11 protein-coding genes are annotated in these 15757 nt (G+C 60.6%); 4 read left to right on the top strand and 7 right to left on the bottom strand.

Features of this window, described 5'->3' with window-relative positions; genetic code table 11:
* Positions 1-88: 88 nt before the first annotated feature.
* Complete coding sequence (locus ODQ19_RS03795) at positions 89-3055, bottom strand: autotransporter outer membrane beta-barrel domain-containing protein (RefSeq protein ID WP_330209372.1); 2967 nt, start codon at positions 3053-3055, stop codon at positions 89-91.
* A gap of 223 nt (positions 3056-3278) precedes the next feature.
* Between ODQ19_RS03795 and ODQ19_RS03790 the strand changes: the two genes are divergently transcribed.
* Together ODQ19_RS03790 and ODQ19_RS03785 are read left to right on the top strand one after the other, a co-directional pair.
* Positions 3279-4619, top strand: a complete 1341-nt coding sequence (locus ODQ19_RS03790) for a type II toxin-antitoxin system HipA family toxin (RefSeq protein ID WP_330209371.1) — start codon at positions 3279-3281, stop codon at positions 4617-4619.
* Entirely contained in the window at positions 4616-4894 is a 279-nt protein-coding gene (locus tag ODQ19_RS03785; protein WP_116668489.1) for a helix-turn-helix domain-containing protein, read from the top strand. The genes ODQ19_RS03790 and ODQ19_RS03785 overlap by 4 nt, the downstream gene beginning before the upstream one ends.
* Before the next feature lie 3 nt (positions 4895-4897).
* On the opposite strand, the gene ODQ19_RS03780 is transcribed toward ODQ19_RS03785, so the two are convergent.
* Positions 4898-5668: an amino acid ABC transporter permease gene (locus ODQ19_RS03780; RefSeq protein ID WP_014720547.1), complete on the bottom strand. Its 771-nt coding sequence runs from the start codon at positions 5666-5668 to the stop codon at positions 4898-4900.
* On the bottom strand, positions 5665-6486 hold the full coding sequence (locus ODQ19_RS03775) for an ABC transporter substrate-binding protein (RefSeq protein WP_330209370.1): 822 nt from the start codon (positions 6484-6486) through the stop codon (positions 5665-5667). Before ODQ19_RS03775 ends, ODQ19_RS03780 begins: the two co-directional genes overlap by 4 nt.
* Positions 6487-6600: 114 nt before the next feature.
* Between ODQ19_RS03775 and ODQ19_RS03770 the strand changes: the two genes are divergently transcribed.
* Positions 6601-7503: a homocysteine S-methyltransferase family protein gene (locus ODQ19_RS03770; protein ID WP_330209369.1), complete on the top strand. Its 903-nt coding sequence runs from the start codon at positions 6601-6603 to the stop codon at positions 7501-7503.
* Positions 7504-7630: 127 nt separating this feature from the next.
* Here the strand turns inward: ODQ19_RS03770 and ODQ19_RS03765 are convergent, their stop codons facing one another.
* From ODQ19_RS03765 to ODQ19_RS03755, 3 genes are read right to left on the bottom strand one after another with little or no spacing between them, the layout of a single operon-like run.
* Complete coding sequence (locus ODQ19_RS03765; RefSeq protein WP_330209368.1) at positions 7631-8302, bottom strand: GNAT family N-acetyltransferase; 672 nt, start codon at positions 8300-8302, stop codon at positions 7631-7633.
* A gap of 10 nt (positions 8303-8312) precedes the next feature.
* Positions 8313-8759: a GNAT family N-acetyltransferase gene (locus ODQ19_RS03760; protein ID WP_330209367.1), complete on the bottom strand. Its 447-nt coding sequence runs from the start codon at positions 8757-8759 to the stop codon at positions 8313-8315.
* Positions 8756-9394 (bottom strand): FMN-binding negative transcriptional regulator, encoded by a 639-nt coding sequence (locus ODQ19_RS03755; protein ID WP_330209366.1) that lies wholly within the window; start codon positions 9392-9394, stop codon positions 8756-8758. Before ODQ19_RS03755 ends, ODQ19_RS03760 begins: the two co-directional genes overlap by 4 nt.
* Before the next feature lie 87 nt (positions 9395-9481).
* Between ODQ19_RS03755 and pdxR the strand changes: the two genes are divergently transcribed.
* Positions 9482-11020, top strand: a complete 1539-nt coding sequence (gene pdxR, locus ODQ19_RS03750) for a MocR-like pyridoxine biosynthesis transcription factor PdxR (RefSeq protein ID WP_330209365.1) — start codon at positions 9482-9484, stop codon at positions 11018-11020.
* Here pdxR and ODQ19_RS03745 read toward each other — a convergent pair.
* Entirely contained in the window at positions 10974-15647 is a 4674-nt protein-coding gene (locus ODQ19_RS03745; protein WP_330209364.1) for a dermonecrotic toxin domain-containing protein, read from the bottom strand. The genes pdxR and ODQ19_RS03745 overlap by 47 nt on opposite strands.
* Positions 15648-15757: the final 110 nt, after the last annotated feature.

Here is a 15757-nt window from a genome sequence, read left to right as displayed (position 1 = left end):
TGAGGCCGGGAATTTAGGCGAGGTGCGGGGGGATAACTGTCAGGCTATCGACCACCGTTTTGCGGGAGTTGTCTCTAGTACGGTGCGATTAAAAACTCATCTGCCATTGGCCGGTCAGCGCATGGTTGCGGCTGTTGCTGCCCACTTCGCCGGTATAGCCCAGGCCTATGCGATGGCGGGCGGATAAACCTACATCCAGACCCGCTTCCAGCAACAGGCTGTCCCGATCCAGGGCACTGCCTTGCACATTGAAGGCGGTGCCCCCGGCCAGGAAAGCCTGGCGTGTGGTGCTGTCGACATCGCCATAGGTATGTTTCCAGCCAAGGCTGGCACGGGGTGTGAGGCTGACGCCGTTGTCCAGCTGGCTCAGGTGGGCCAGGCGCAGGCCGAAGGTGCTGCTGAAGTTGTCCTGGGTCTGGCCTTCCACGTGCAACGCAGCGGCGCCGCCTTTTTCGTTGTAACCGTCGCGCTGATAGCGCTGGTAGCCGAGGTTGGCGAACGGCTCTGCGCTCAAGCGACCACTGCCCATGGCGTAGCCCAGTTCAGCGAAAGCCTGCTGGCTGTTGGCGTCATAGTCGCCTTTGGCGCGGTCGTTAAAACCGCTGAAGGCCAGCGTGCGTTTACTGTCGCCCTGGTGCCCGCTGTAGGCCGCACCCAGTCGCAACGCCAATGGGCCGCTCTGGCGCAGGGCATAGACGCCGGCGTGCCAGCTGTCGACGCTGCCGTCGACACCGGTGGTGTCCAGGTCGGTCTTGGAGTAACCCCCTAGCACACCCAAGCGCCAGTCGCTGTCCAGCGCCCAATCGGCGCCGAGCACGGTGCCTTTGGTGCGTTGGGTCAAACCGTAACTGCCGTGCTCGCCATCAAGCTTGCCGTAGCTGCCAATGCCTTGCAGCCACAGGCGGCCGCGGGCGTTTGGGTCATTGAGGTTGCGCACCTCGGCGGGTACGCCTGTGGCCGCCAGTGCGGGTGTGTCTTTGCCATCCCGCCCCACCAGCAATCCCGCACCGCCGCCCGCCTGGTGCATGGCGGCGAGCATGCTGTGGCCCACTTGAGCGCTGGCATTAAGGGTGGCGCTGGTGAGGCTGGCAGTGCTGCTGCCCGCCAGTTGCTCGATGGCTGCCCCGGCTGTGGCGGTGGTGGTATTGAGCAAGGCTTTGTACAGCGGGTTGTTCGTGCCCAGGCCCGCCAGGCTGTTGGCGGCGCTGGCACCGTTGGCGGTGCTGGCGAACTGGTTGAAGGCGATGTCGTTACGGGGGTACGTAAGGCCGACCTGAGTGGGGCTGTAATCCAGGGTCGGGGTCAGGAAGGCGTAGTCGCTGGTGACCTTGCCAAACGTGCCGTTAATACTGCCGGCTTGCAGCACGCTGTAGTGGCTTTGCCAGGGGTAGGTGCCTTCGCCGGGGTTGACCGCCAGGGTCGCGCCATTGAGGTAAGCGGTGCCGCCGACCTTGATCGGCGCGCTGCTACCGTCGGCGTTGACGCCATAGGCCAGGGTCGAGCCGCTGCCCATGTGCACGTCACGGGTGATGGTGGCGGTGCCCAATGCGGTGTTGGTCTGCAGGGTGCCGTTCAGCACCAGGCCACCCACCGAGCCGCCGCCGGCATACACACCACCTGCGTCGACCGTCAGGTTACCGGCAATGCCCCCTTGGTTGACCAGCTTGGCACCGCTGGAAATCTTGCCGCCGTCGCTGAAATCACCCTGGCCGGTCAACGTCCAGGTGCCTTGCTTGACCTCCAGCCATTCAAGGTTGCGGCTGTCGCCAAAACTGCCGCCTGCGACGTCGTCCAGGGTCAGTCGGTCGTAACCGCTGCCGCCGTCCACCGTGCCGATAAAGCGGCTGCCATTGCGCAAGATCAGGTGGTCGTCACCGCCGCCCAAGTCCAGGGCCAGGCCATTGCTGGCGCTGATCGTGCCGCTATTGATGACCGTGTCGGCGTAGTTGCCGACGAACTTCACGCCAAAGCCATCCAGGCCCTCAATCGTGCCGTGGTTCTCCAGGGTGGTGGCCGCGAGCCCCGGCCCGTCGCTGCCGTCGTCTACCAGGATGGCATTGTTGGCACCACTGATCAGCGCGCCCTTGGCGTTGTAGATAGCGCCACCGCCCAGGGCGATCCCTTCGCTGCCGTTGGCGAAGCCGTTCTTGTCGACACCACCGGCGCCGACACCCTGGATGACCCCGTAGTTTTCGATATGGGCGATCTTGTCGATGTCTACGCCGTCACCGTCGCCATCCGGTTGCAGCCCGGAGAACGCGCCGGTGATGGTGCCGTGGTTGATCACGCTGCCGTCGCCATCGGAACCAAAGCCCGAGCCGTTGCGGCCGATCACCGTGCCGTAGTTGGTCAGCGTGGCACCCTCGTCCGTGGTGATGCCATGACGGCCGCCGGAAATCAGGCCGTAGTTGGTGACCGTCACGCCGCTGGCGGAGTCGATGTCCACGCCATCGAACTTGTCATCGCGGGAGAAGGTGTTGCCGGTGGAAATCTCGCCGTAGTTAGTGATAGAGGCGTTGGCGCCGGTCTTCATGCCGTCGCTGGCCTCCCCGCGAATCAAGCCACCGGCACGGTTGATGATCGTGGTGGTGACGTTGCTGCTGCGCATCGCATCCAGGTCCAGCCCTTGGCCGGTGGCCGAACGAATGGTGCCGCTGTTGTCGATCAGCAAGTTGCCACTGGCAAAGCTACTGTTGATGCGCAACGCATCATTGGCGCCTTGGATCACCCCGCCGGCAAGGTTGTAAATGCTGTACCTGCGCTCCCCGCTGACACTCCCCGAACTGTCGATACCCCGCCCGCCGCTGGAGACCAGCTTGCCCGCGTTAGTCACCACCACCCCCGAACCGCGGGTGCCGTCCTTGAGCGTCACCGCCACCCCGGAGGTTGTAATGCTGCCAGGCGCCGACGTGGTCAACGTATCACTGCCACCCAGGGTTTGCCCCTGGGTGGTAGGCGTGTCGATCTGCAGCGTCTTGGCTGCGGCTGCTTCAATGAAACCGCCGCTGGCCAACAGCGTGATGGCGAGCGCGAGGCGTTGAGGACACGGGGGCATGCTGGGCGACCTTGTTATGGCAAGCGAGTCGACCTGTATAACGGAAGGTGGTTGCAGGAATGTGTCGCAAAAATGAAGGTTAAGATGTCTGCATTAAATTGCATATTTTTAGGTAATTGACGTCTATATCTGCATTTTAATGCGTATGTAAGGCCTATCTATTGATGAAAAATGCACTATATTGCAGGTGCTCCTCTCGTCGCCGCTTAGCAGGTGCACTAAATTGCATAAAGACACCGCTTACTCTTTGACGCTGCAGATTTTCGCCGCCGGGCACTGGCGTGATGCTATGCGACTTGAGTTTCCTGAACCGCAAAAGGGTTTTGTCGGGCCCTGCAGGTTTCATTACAGCCAGGATTATCTTGTCGATCACCTCGAAGATATCCAGCAGCCTTTCTGCAGCGCTGTCAGTGCCCGGTTCCCACTGGATTGGGACGTTACAGTGCTCAAGTCAGCCCCCGCTTTTTTGCACGATATCGCGCCAGCCGGCGCGGCAAAGCGCTTTTTGATGCAGCGTCTTGGTCGTGAGAAACCCCAGGCCATCGATGCCGATTTGTTTTTGTTGGGGCGCAGTACGCCAGCGCCAATTGGCAACATGCGGATCAAGGAGTCCATACAAGCCCTTGGCGGTGAAATACCGATGGGATTTGCACGGCATGATGTCATCAGTCGCGATAACCGCTTCCTGGAATATGCCTATGAACAAGGTGCTGCCATAGGCGGTGCTACCGGAGCAGGTGGCGAGGCACCGAAATTGTTGATGACCCAAGGCGTAGATGGCTTGTTGTATCCAGACGCGATCCTGAATGACGATGACGTCGCTCAGCACTGGTTCATCAAGTTCGCGCGCAACCAGGCCACGCAGACTGATCAAGATATCCTGAGAAGCGAGTACCACTATTACCGGGCGCTTGAGTCTCTTGGCATCGAAACGGTTGCCACCGAAGGGCTGGCGCTGGAAGAGGCGACAAAACCCAGCCTGTGGATGCATCGTTTTGATCGCAGGCTGGGTGAGGGCGGTGTTGAGCGGCTGGCTGTCGAGTCGATCTATTCCTTGGCGGGCGTGACGAACCCTGGCAGCTACATGGATCATCTGGAAGTGGTGAGGCTGTTGGTTGCTCAATGGCGAGCCGTGGGGCAAGAGGACCAAGTCGCAGATCTGGTTGCAGAGTACCTGCGCCGGGATTTGTTGAATAAAGTGCTGGGTAATTCGGATAACCACGGTCGCAATACGTCGATCATCCGGGAACCCGAAGCGCTGCGCCTAGCCCCTATTTATGATTTGGCGCCCATGGTAATGGATGCTGAAGCAGTCACTCGAACCACCAAATGGCCCAAACCCTTGGAAATCGCCGGGGATATCAATTGGAGAGCGGTATGCGAGGCTCTGGCCGACCTCGTCGACCCCGAGCAAAGCTTTGAACGCCTGCGACAAACAGCCGAGCACCTGCGTGCATTACCGGATCTTTTGGTGGCCAGTGGCGTGCCCGCTGTGACCTTGAATCACCCCAGCATCCCATTGGGGAAACTGGACGTGCGCCTCAAGCAGTGGGGGTTGAGATGACGATCAGCATGGATGCCCGTGCGTTGTTGATCGAAAGCGTCGAACAAGGCTTGGCCGATGGCTCGCTCGAGCTGGGCGCCGCCGTACGCCGCCTTCGCACCGAAGTGACCGGCCTGCACCAAAGCCAGTTCGCCAGAATGTGCAAAATTTCGGTGCGTACCCTGGTGCATATCGAACATGGCGATGGCAACCCAACCCTGAAATCGCTGAATGCCGTGTTTCGGCCCTTCGGTTTGCAGATGGGCGTGATCAAGGTACGGCGCAACAGGCCCTGACCGTCAACCGCGCCGCACGTAGCCCTTGCCGAAATGCCGCTCCATCCGCGCCTGGATCAATTCCAGCCCCAGGGACATCACCCAATAAATGATCGCCGCGGTCGTGAGCATCTCGATATAGCGGTAGCTTGAGCGGCCATAGGACTGCGCCAGGAACATCACTTCCCACACGCCCATCACCGAGATCAGCGACGAATCCTTGAGCATCGAGATGAACTGGTTGGTGGCCGGCGGGATGATGGTGCGCATAGCCTGGGGCAGGGTCACGTGCCAGAAGATCGCTCTGTCACGCATGCCCAAGGCCAGCGCGGCCTCGCGTTGACCATGGGGCACGCCGAGGATGCCGGCCCGGAAAATCTCGCTCAGGTAGGCGCCGTAATTCAGCGACAGCGCAATGATCCCGGCGACGATGGCGCCTGGTACCAGCCCCAGTTGCGGCAGGCCCAGGTAGATCAACAGGATCTGGATCAGCAGCGGCGTGCCGCGAAAGAACGAGGCGTAGAAACTGGCGATGCCGAACGCCACCGCACTTTTCGACAGGCGCCCCAACGCGGTGATAAAGCCCAGCACCGATGATGCGACGATGGCGCACAGGCACAAGAACAGCGTCAGCGCCGCACCTTGCAGGAAGCCGTTGGGCGCAAGGTGCAGGCCGACCAGGTTGGGCAGCTTGTCGAGGATGATCGAGAACTTCAGGTCAAAGCTCAGGAAAAAACTCGCAAACAGGGCGAACAGCGCCGCCCAGGTCAGGTAAAGCCGTAGGCGAAAACTCATCGGCTGATATCGGCGCCGATCCATTTTTGCGACAGCGCGCTCAAGGTGCCGTCCTGCTTGAGCTGGGCGAAGACCTCACGCACTTTGCTGTCCCACTGCGGGTCGCCTTTCTCGATGGCCACCGAGTTGGGCTCCGAGTACAGCGGCGCACCGGCGAGCTTGAAACGCTTGTCCTGGGTCAGGCGCGGCTGCGCGGTGACCAGGTTGGTGAGGATCGCATCCAGGCGCACGCCGGCGCCCAGGCCCAGATCCTGGAACGCCACATTGTCGGTGTCGTACGGGGCGATCTGCACATCCTCGAACGGGTACTGCAACTGCGTGTCTTCGGCGCCTTCGATCACCAGGTTCTTGTTCAGGTAGCTTTCATAGCTCGAAGCGCTGGTGAGGCCGACTTTCTTGCCGCTCAGGTCCCGGGCTTCGTGGATGCGCTCGTCCTTGGCATTGACCACGATCACGGCGGGCGAGGCGTAGTACTCCACCGGAAAGTCGAACACCTCGGCGCGTGCCTTGCTCGGGGTCATGGAGCAGATGCAGATGTCGTAGCGCCCGCTCCAGCGGCCGGCGGCGATCACGTCCCAGGACGGGGTTTCCAGACGCAACTTCACGCCCAGTTTTTGCGCCACGGCCTTGGCCACGTCCACGTCGAAACCGTCGAGCTGGTTCTGGTCATTGAGAAATGAAAACGGCGGATAGCTTTCCATCAGCACGCCGACCAGCTCTTTCTTCTGCTCGACACGATCCAGCGTGGCACCGCCAAAGGCTTGGGTTGAAGCAGCCAACATCGTCAGGCCCAGGGCCAACAGCGGTCTGAATTTCAAAATCGAACACCTGAATAAAAAAGAGGTTGTTATTAACCGAACGGTACGCATTAAATAGTTATAAGAACGACTCTCATAGTGAGTTATTTTCATAAGCATATGAGTAAAAAGCATATGGGCACAGTAAGCACAGTGATTCTCGATGGCGGCATGGGCCGTGAACTGCAACGCCGTGGCGCGCCGTTCCGTCAGCCGGAATGGTCGGCACTGGCCTTGAGCGAAGCGCCGCAAGCGGTGGAGGCGGTGCACGCGGCCTACATCGACAGCGGCGCCAATGTGATCACCAGCAACAGTTACGCGGTGGTGCCGTTCCACATTGGCGAAGCGCGGTTCGCCCAAGAAGGGCAGGCGCTGGCCGCCTTGGCCGGTGAGTTGGCGCGACGGGCGGTGCAGGCCTCCGGTAAAGCCGTGCAGATAGCCGGTTCACTGCCGCCGCTGTTTGGCTCTTATCGCCCAGATCTGTTCCAGGCCGAGCGCGTCAGTGAGTTGCTGACCCCCTTGGTGAACGGCCTGGCCCCGCATGTCGATCTGTGGCTGGCGGAAACCCAGAGCTCGATCGCTGAAGCACGGGCGATCCATGCCGGGCTGCCTAAGGATGGCAAGCCGTTCTGGCTGTCGTTTACTTTGAAAGACGAAGACACCGACGAGGTGCCGCGCCTGCGCTCCGGCGAACCGGTGGCGGACGCAGCCGAGGCGGCGGCGCAACTGGGCGTGCAAGTATTGCTGTTCAATTGCAGCCAGCCGGAAGTGATCGGCGCAGCCATTGATGCGGCGCGGGCAACCTTCGAACGATTGGGTGTAGCGATTCAGATCGGCGCCTACGCCAACGCCTTCCCACCGCAACCCAAGGAAGCCACGGCCAACGATGGTCTGGACCCGTTGCGCGACGACCTCGACCCACCCGGCTACTTGCAATGGGCGGCGGATTGGCAAGCGCGCGGCGCTAGCCATTTGGGTGGATGCTGCGGCATCGGGCCGGAGCATATTGCGGTGCTGGCCCAGAAGTTGGCTGGCTGAGCCTAAGTTCCGAGAGTGGCCACCCTCCAATGTGAGAGCTGGCTTGCCTGCGATGGCATCAACTGGTTTTGCCTGATACACCGAAGTGTCTGTATCGCAGGCAAGCCAGCTCCCACACATGTGAGCCTTAACCCCGACACTCTGTGAGTGTCTTCAACTGGCCCGAATCACTCTGGTTCGCCTCCGACAACCACGCCTCAAACCCGGCACCGACCTTCGGCCATTCCGAATCCAGGATCGAATACCACGCGGTATCCCGGTTCCTGCCCTTGACCACCGTGTGCTGGCGGAATACGCCTTCAAAACTGAAGCCCAGGCGCTCGGCCGCATACTTGGAGCGAGCGTTGGCGTTGTTGCACTTCCATTCCAGGCGGCGATTGCCCTGCTCGAAGGCGTACTTGGCCAACAGGTAGACCGCCTCGGTGCTTTTGGGCGAGCGTTGCATCGAAGCACCGAAGGTGACGTGTCCGATCTCGATGCGGCCTTGTTCGGGCACGATCGACATCAGGCTGAGGATGCCCTGGACCTGGCCGCTGGCGCGGTCGATCACGCTGAAAAAATACGGGTCGTTATGGGCCGCGTGATTATTCAGCCAGGCATCGAATGCGCTGCGTTCAGGGAAGGGGCCGTAGGGCAAATAGTCCCATAGCTTGGGATCGGCGCCGGGGCCTTGCAGGGCGTTGAACAGGTCATCGCCGTGGCGCGCCGGGTCGAGTTTTTCCAGGCGGATAAAGTGCCCTTCAAGCAGTTGAACCGTGGGGGCCGGGACGCCTTTCCAATCAGCGAGGGAATTGATCATGCTGTGCTCCTTAAAGACCTTTGCGAAATTGGATGAAGCCTGGGCGTTCGGCGATGCGCTCATAGAGCTGGATCGCAGTGGCGTTGGTCTCATGTGTCAACCAGTGCACCTTGCAGCAGCCATCGATCTTGGCGGTGGCGTAGACGAATTCGATCAGCTTGCGACCTACGCCCGTGCCACGTTGGGTCGGGTCCACCAGCAAATCCTGCAGGTAGCAGGAGTTCTCGATGCTCCAGTTGGAGCGATGGTAGATGAAGTTGACCATGCCCACCGCCTTGCCGTCCTGCCAGGCCAGTGCCGAATGGGTCGGCTCGCTGGGGTCGATCAGGCGTTGCCAGGTGCTTTGACTGACGGCGTCCGGCAGTTCGGTGTTGTAGAACGCCAAGTAGGCCTGCCATAGCGGCAGCCAGGCGGCTTGGTCGGCGGCTGTAACCTGGCGAATGTCGATCAAGCTCATTCTGAAACTCCTTGGGGAATAAAGCGGGCGAGGGTCTGGTCACGTACATCGGCACTGGCGGCCAGGCCGTCACGTACACCGGCCATGTCGGCGGCGCTGCGGTTCTGGCTGAGTTTACGTTTACCCACCAGGCGTTCTATCGGCAGGGCAAAGCCGACGATGGCCTTGAGCATGCCGTCAATGTAGTCCGCCGGTGCGTCGCTGACACGCCAGGGCTGGGCGCGGCCGCTTTCATGGCGGTCGGTGAGGGCGGTGACCACCGTGAGCAAGCGCTCGGCGTCGCTGAATACTGCAGGCGTGCCATAGGCGTGCACGGCGATGTAGTTCCAGGTCGGTACCACTTTGCCGTGCTCGGCCTTGGCGGGGTAAAACGCCGGGCTGATATAGGCGTCGGCACCGGCGAAGATCACCAGCGCTTCACCGCCATTTTGCAGCTCGCGCCATTGCGGGTTGGCCTTTGCCAAGTGACCGTACAGCGTGCCGTTGGGCCCTTCATCGGGGTTGAGCAGCAAGGGCAAGTGGCTGGCTTGCAGGCCGTTTTCACCCACGGTTACCAACTGCGCCAGGCGGGTGTGCTGGATCAGTTGCTGGATTTCGGGCAAGTCATCGAGAGCAAAGGCGCGGGGTGTGTACATGGAGATTTTCCTTGGCGAATGCCTGCATCCTAGGCAGGCTATTGGTTCGTTGTAAGAGCCATCTAGCACTATTTTTATAGGTCCAATATGCCGTCTGTTTCGCCACCGTTGTCCTTCAACCCCGCCGGTATTGAGCTAGACCGCCGCCAGGGCCTCACGCGCCAGCTTTATGAGGCCCTGCGCCAGCGGGTATTGGATGGGCGATTGGTCAGTGGCACGCGGCTGCCCGCTACCCGTGATCTGGCGGCGGCATTGTCGATTTCCCGCAACAGCGTGGTGCGCGCCTACGATCAGCTGTACGCGGAGGGGTTTATCGAAAGCCGGGTCGGTGATGGCACCTACGTTGCCCAATTGCCGATGGCCGAAAAACTATCCACAAAAGTATCCACAGGGTTGTCAACAGGCTTATCCCCAGGCTTATCCACAAAATCGGCGAATTTGCCCGAGGATTTGGATGACGAAGTTATCCACAGCGCCGGTTTGGCGCGGGTAAAAGACCATCATCTGCCTCAGCCGCCGTTGGGACCGCCTCGGGCATTTCGCGTGGGTGTACCGGCCTTTGATCTGTTCCCGTTTGAGGTATGGGCCAAGCTGAATGGGGCGTTCTGGCGCAAACCCGACCTGGAACAGCTGTGCTATGGCGACCCGGCCGGTGACGGTCGCCTGCGTGGATTGATCGCTGCATACCTGCGCAGCTCACGTGGCATGCAATGCACGGCTGAACAAATTGTGATCACCAGTGGCGCGCAGCAGGCGATCAGCCTTTGTGCACAGTTGCTGGTAGAGCCTGGGGACGGCGTGGCGGTGGAAAACCCCGGCTATCGCGCGGCCGGTCATGCATTCGCTTTGGCCGGCGGGCGACTGCATGGCGTGCCGGTCGATGGCGAGGGCATGGATTGCCAGGTGCTCAGTACCCTCAGTGATTGCCGCGTGGCGTATGTCACGCCTTCCCATCAATATCCGCTGGGCGTGGTGATGAGCCTGGCTCGGCGCCTGGAATTGCTGGCCTGGGCCGAACGTTCAGGCGGTTGGATCGTGGAGGACGATTACGACGGCGAGTACCGCTACAGCGGTGCGCCGCTGTCACCGTTGGCCGCGCTGGATCGCAGTGGCCGCGTGCTGTATGTGGGCACCTTCGGCAAAGTGGCGTTCCCGGCGTTACGCCTGGGTTACCTGGTGTTGCCACCAGGCCTGGTGCAAGCCTTCACCCGGCGCCGCGCCGTGGACGTGCGTCACTCCGAAGTCAGCACCCAGGCGGTGATGGCCGAGTTCATGGCGGCGGGGCACTTCCAGCGCCACATTCGCCGGATGCGTCGCGCCGCGCTCAGCCGACGCAATGCGTTGTTGGCCGGATGGCCCACCGGGTTGCCCGGGGTCGGCGCGCTGCCAAATGCCGCGGCGGGATTGCACATCACGGTGCGGGTGGACAGCCTGGCCCGCGAGCAGGCGTTGCTCGCTCAGGCCCGTGCAGTGGATGTCGAGATCAATGGTTTAAGCAGCTATTGGCTGGCTGGCACACGTCCGCCACCGGACCAGCATGCTGGCCTGGTGATGGGGTTTGCCGCCGTGCCCGAGGCGGCTATCGCGAAGGCGCTGGTGCGTTTGCGCCAGGCGTGGAAGGCATAGCTGCTCTGCGGTTGAAGAACAGCGACTCGGCCAGTTGCTCGCTGATCCTGCTGCGATGGATCTCTATCAACTCCCAATCACTGGTTCCGGTGCGTTGGTGGGACCCACCGAGCCGTTGTTGTTCGCGGGTCTTGAGATGGCCCTTGGTGAAATTCTCCGGCTCGGCATCCTTGGTTTCATAATGGAAGTGCGCGAACCACAGCACAGCGCCGTTCTCCTTATCGCGAATCTCGTATTCGTCCAGGTAGTCCTTCCAGGGCCCCTTGAGGGGGCGGCGCTTGCCGACCCTGGCAATGGTGATCAGCCCTTCGCTGTGCAGCCAGTTCACCCGTTCGGCGGTTGGAAGCTGACGCTTGATCATGTCGATGTAGGTTTTTTTACCCAACCGATAGAACCGCTGTGCCGCGTCGTTGAGATTGCGGTTGGTCACTGCGGCGGAAACATGATTGCTTTCCGTGAGATTGCGCTGGGTCAGCGCTTCTTCGATGTTCTTTGACGCGTCTTCCAGAACCTTTGCATAGTCATCGTACATATCTCGAATATCTTGCGGTGCGTGCCAGGGCTTCCTTAAGAAGCCCTCGTATTTGCGAACTTCAGCCTTCTCGGCCTCTAACAGCGTTTTCCCGGCGTTGATGCTGGTGTCCAGGTCCACGGAAACAGGGGCGGGTGGATTCAGTGGAGTTCTGTGCCGTGTGACCCAGACGCCTGGTGACTTCTCATGGAATGTGGCGATCACCTTGCCGGTCATGCTGGCCTTGACATCGACCAGGGAACTGTCGGTTTCTCGCAGCTCACCCATGACCAAGCCGTGATGACGTGTTTTGATCACTTTGCGCCGCGGGCGGGACTCGGTCTTCGAGCCGCCGGGCTTGGGCTCCAGGGCTTTCTTCGCGCGCAGCAATTGCGCCAGGTCGCGCACAGCCCGCTGGTTGAACTCGCCAATCTGTTGGCGGAAACTTTCCAGGCGGCTTTTGTGCAAGTGTTGCGGGTAATCGGCGTGAAGATCGAGCAGGCGCTGGTCGGCACTGGAAAATTGCTCTACCAGGCTGTTGAGTACATCGATGCGCTCATCCAGCGATGCGCCATTACCGCGTTCCACAATTTCATTGAAACTCTCGACGTTCAGTTCGGCGCTATCGACGATCTGGCCCATCCGCTCGCGCAGCGTGGCGGGGATCTGGCGTTGCTCTTCATCGATACACAAGTAGCGGCCCAGGATGATCTCCAGGGATTTGAGTTCAGTGAGGGTCAGCTGTGGCAACTCCGCGATGGTTTTACGAATGACGGCTGCACCCTCATCCCCCAATGCTCTGAGATCGTTGAAACGGTCGTTGATGAACTGCAGGCGCTTGATGATTGCCTGGTTCAGGGTGGACAGGTCTTGGGCGCTGCGAGCCTGGTTTTTATAGTCGATGTCCACCTCGGCATCGAGGATTGGGGACGACGACTTCAGTGCCTCCCTATAACTCACCACTTGTTGCTCCAAAGCGATCTGAGTCAGTTGCAATTGCTGTTTCAGGTAACCGCTCATATTGCTCTTGTAGGTGGGCACCGTGTCGATGATGCTCAAGGACTTTAGTTGGCTGATCGCTTCGTCGTACGCCGCCAGCCGGCTGTCGACTTTCCCGATGAATGTTGTACGCCGAAGGTCCGTGGACGGGCCAGGGGCAGCGTCCAGCGCAGGCTTTGACTCAAGCACGTCCAGCTGTTGGCGGGCGGCGACGGCGTCGAAGGCGTTGAGTTGAGTCATAAGTGCCGCAATGCGCGCCGGCTGATCGATCTTGACCGCACGCCGCCGGTTTCGAAGACCGCCGCCGCGTAGCCGCAAACGGACGTCGACAAACCATTGCCCAGCGAGGTTGCCGATCAGCGGTGGGCCGGTACGCGAAGGTTCCTTCGGGTCGATGATGACGACGCTGTCGTTGTCATCCACCGTGACCTCGAACCAACGCTCGCTGACCGGTGCGTACCACTTGTCTGCAAGCGGATAGAGATTGAGATGGTGACCGGGGTTTTTATTTTGTTCACCGAGTTTTTCGGGCTTGGCGACCTTGAAACTGTCGAGCGTCTTGGCCAGTCCGAGGCGGCTGTGACTGAGGGCTCCGCGAGTGTGCACGGGGCCTTGATGCTTGGCTGAAAGTTGGCTGTCGGAAATAGTGGCCTGTTGGACTGAAGTAAATGTCTTCTCGGTAACGGACGGCCTGCCTACCGTTTCAATCGTCGTTTTCGTGGGTTCAGTTCCGACCCTGGGCGGAACGGATCGCTTGGGCGCTCGAGGATGGCGCAGGGCGATGTGCAGCGTTAGCGCCATGCCGAGGTTGAGGAAGACATCCACCAACGCTGTCCAGGAGGCGGGCTGGTCACTCTTGTTCACGGCCTCCTCGGCAGCTTGCAGGTCGTCCATGATTTGCCAGATCCAGGCGGCGATGCCAAGGGTGCGGCCCATGAAAGGCAGGGCGGCGTTGAAAATTTGCCAGCCGGCCTGTCGAAAGGACGCCCAGCGTTTCTGCACGTTGGACACCGACTGGCGTGTCGCCAACTCGACCATGGCATTGGCGTTGGCCTTGAACAGCGTGGCAAAGATGTCATTGCCCATTTCTTCATCGCTCAACGTCACCGGGCCGCTCATGTACAGCACTGTCAGCGGTTCGACCAGTGCGCGCACCACGGTCCAGGGCGAAGGAAGGGTGTCGGGGAAAACGTATTGGGCGTAGTTGAATCTTTGCGCTTCAGGTAGCCAGGCCAACACCGACTCGCGCAAGGAGCGGTCATGTTTGATGGCATAGAGCAGGTTTTGCCGCGACGCAAATTGCATCAGGGCCGGTTCCAGCAATGGCCGATAGAGTACGCAGGGACCGTTGTCGGAATGCTTGGGGCCAATTACGAACATATTGGTGACCACGTCTTGCTCAGGCCCGGGGCGCAGGCTGGGCACGAAGGCCAGGCGGCGGATGACGATGGGGTGCCCGTCTACACGGCGTGCATGTTCATCGGGATGCATGACGGCGGCGACGTAGCGATAACCCAGCTCATCGAAGCCGCCCTGGCTGCGGATTTTCATCTGCAGGGCCAGCAACGGCAGTTGAATCTGCAGGTGGCGGATGTAGAGCTGTTGGCGGTGACTCGATTGGGTGGGGTCATCAAGCAGTTGCTGTTTGACCAGCGCGGGGTAGCGCTGACCGATATCGATGTCCTCGATCACGTCTTTCAGGTAGCTGTAGGTCAGCCAGGTGGGGGCGTTACCGCCCCTGCCGTTGTAGTGCACTGTCACGTTACCGGTGGGCAGGCCGGTGAGGTTTTCCAAGGCCAGGTCGATCAGGCTGCGACGTGTGGTGTCCACGGCTCCGGGGACGATAAACGTGCCCCACAGCACTGGGCTCTCGATAACGATTTCGATGTTGTCCAAGTTCAGGCGCCCGCCTGCTTGGGGGGAGCGGATAAGGGTTTGCAGCTGTGTCCGGGCGTAGTCACGAATGGCTGGAATGCCATCCTGAAACGTTTCGCCGTGGTAATGGCTGTGCAGTTGGGCCAGGTTGATCATATAGCGGCCGTAGGCGGCGATATCGGAGTCCGTTGCCGAAGCCAGCCAGCCTGGAAGTTGTCGGTGAATATCGCGGATATTCGACAGTTGGTGATCGCTCATTTCTTCGATACTGGGCACGATGCGGGCGACCGTGGTCGCCGGCGCCTGTGCTTCGACCGGGTTCCCCAGGCCGGATTCGCCGTAACTCCCTATGGCGTAGATTTGCAACGAGATCAGATTGCAGGCCAGCGTATCGAAGAAGTTGCCGTCGGGTTCATACAAGCGCCATTGCAAGGTGGCGTCCCTGGCGGGCGCACTCATTCGCGCAGGCAGCGCGGCACCCAATTGTGCCAGTGACTCGAACGTCTCATACCCGCTCACCAACGAGTGCGTCAGGATCATCGGGCGATTGGCGTGCTCGCCCACCAATACGGTGATATCCAGGAAGCTGGCATGGGTGGATCGGCCGGCGTCAAGAATGTCCACGTCGACCAGGTACGCGTGGGTCTTGTAAGGGTCTTTCAGCGAGCGTCTGGCCAGGTCGGGTTCCTGGAAAAATGCACGTGCCATCGCGCTTTCGTGCTCACTCAGGCCTTGCTCCTCGGTGATGTTCCACACCTTCCTCAGTGTGCTGGATAAGGATTGCCAGCGCGGACCGGTGGCGCCATTGGACGCGTTCCAGAAGTCCAGTTGCTGTTCCTGGAACGCAGTGAACAGCAGGTCGGATAGCTCGTTGATCAGGCGTGCGATGGCATCGATTTTCACTGCCAGATGCACAGGAATCAGAGCGTACGGCTGCAAGGTGAGGAAATGTTGGCCGTCGATATAGGTCACTCTCTCGCTGGACAGGGCCTGACGGGCCAGCACTGAGGTGAGCGGTTCGACAGTGGCCGGCGCACGCACGACGTCGTTGCCGACCACCTCCCATTGAGGGCTGACGACCATGGCCAGGTCGGGTTCGATATCCAGCGTGGGATATAACGCTTTGATGGCTGAGCGCAATGCCGTTGCGGCCACTTCGCGGATAGTGGGGCCACTGGTTAACTGGGTCAGCAGTTCATAGGTAGTAGGTGGACGGTGATTGTTGACAGTGTCATTGGGCATGCGCAGCTCCTTTGCATTCAATGGCCCGTACGGGCTTTAAGGAACGCGCAAGGTAGCGAGCGACGTTGCCGCAGGGGCGGTAGATACGTCGCGCGGCGGCTGGCTGCGGT

It is taken from the genome of Pseudomonas sp. AM4(2022) (genome assembly GCF_036346515.1).
In the GTDB taxonomy this organism is placed as follows: domain Bacteria; phylum Pseudomonadota; class Gammaproteobacteria; order Pseudomonadales; family Pseudomonadaceae; genus Aquipseudomonas; species Aquipseudomonas paracarnis.
Note: the sequence above shows the minus strand (reverse complement) of the source record. Positions and strands in the feature narration are given on the sequence as shown.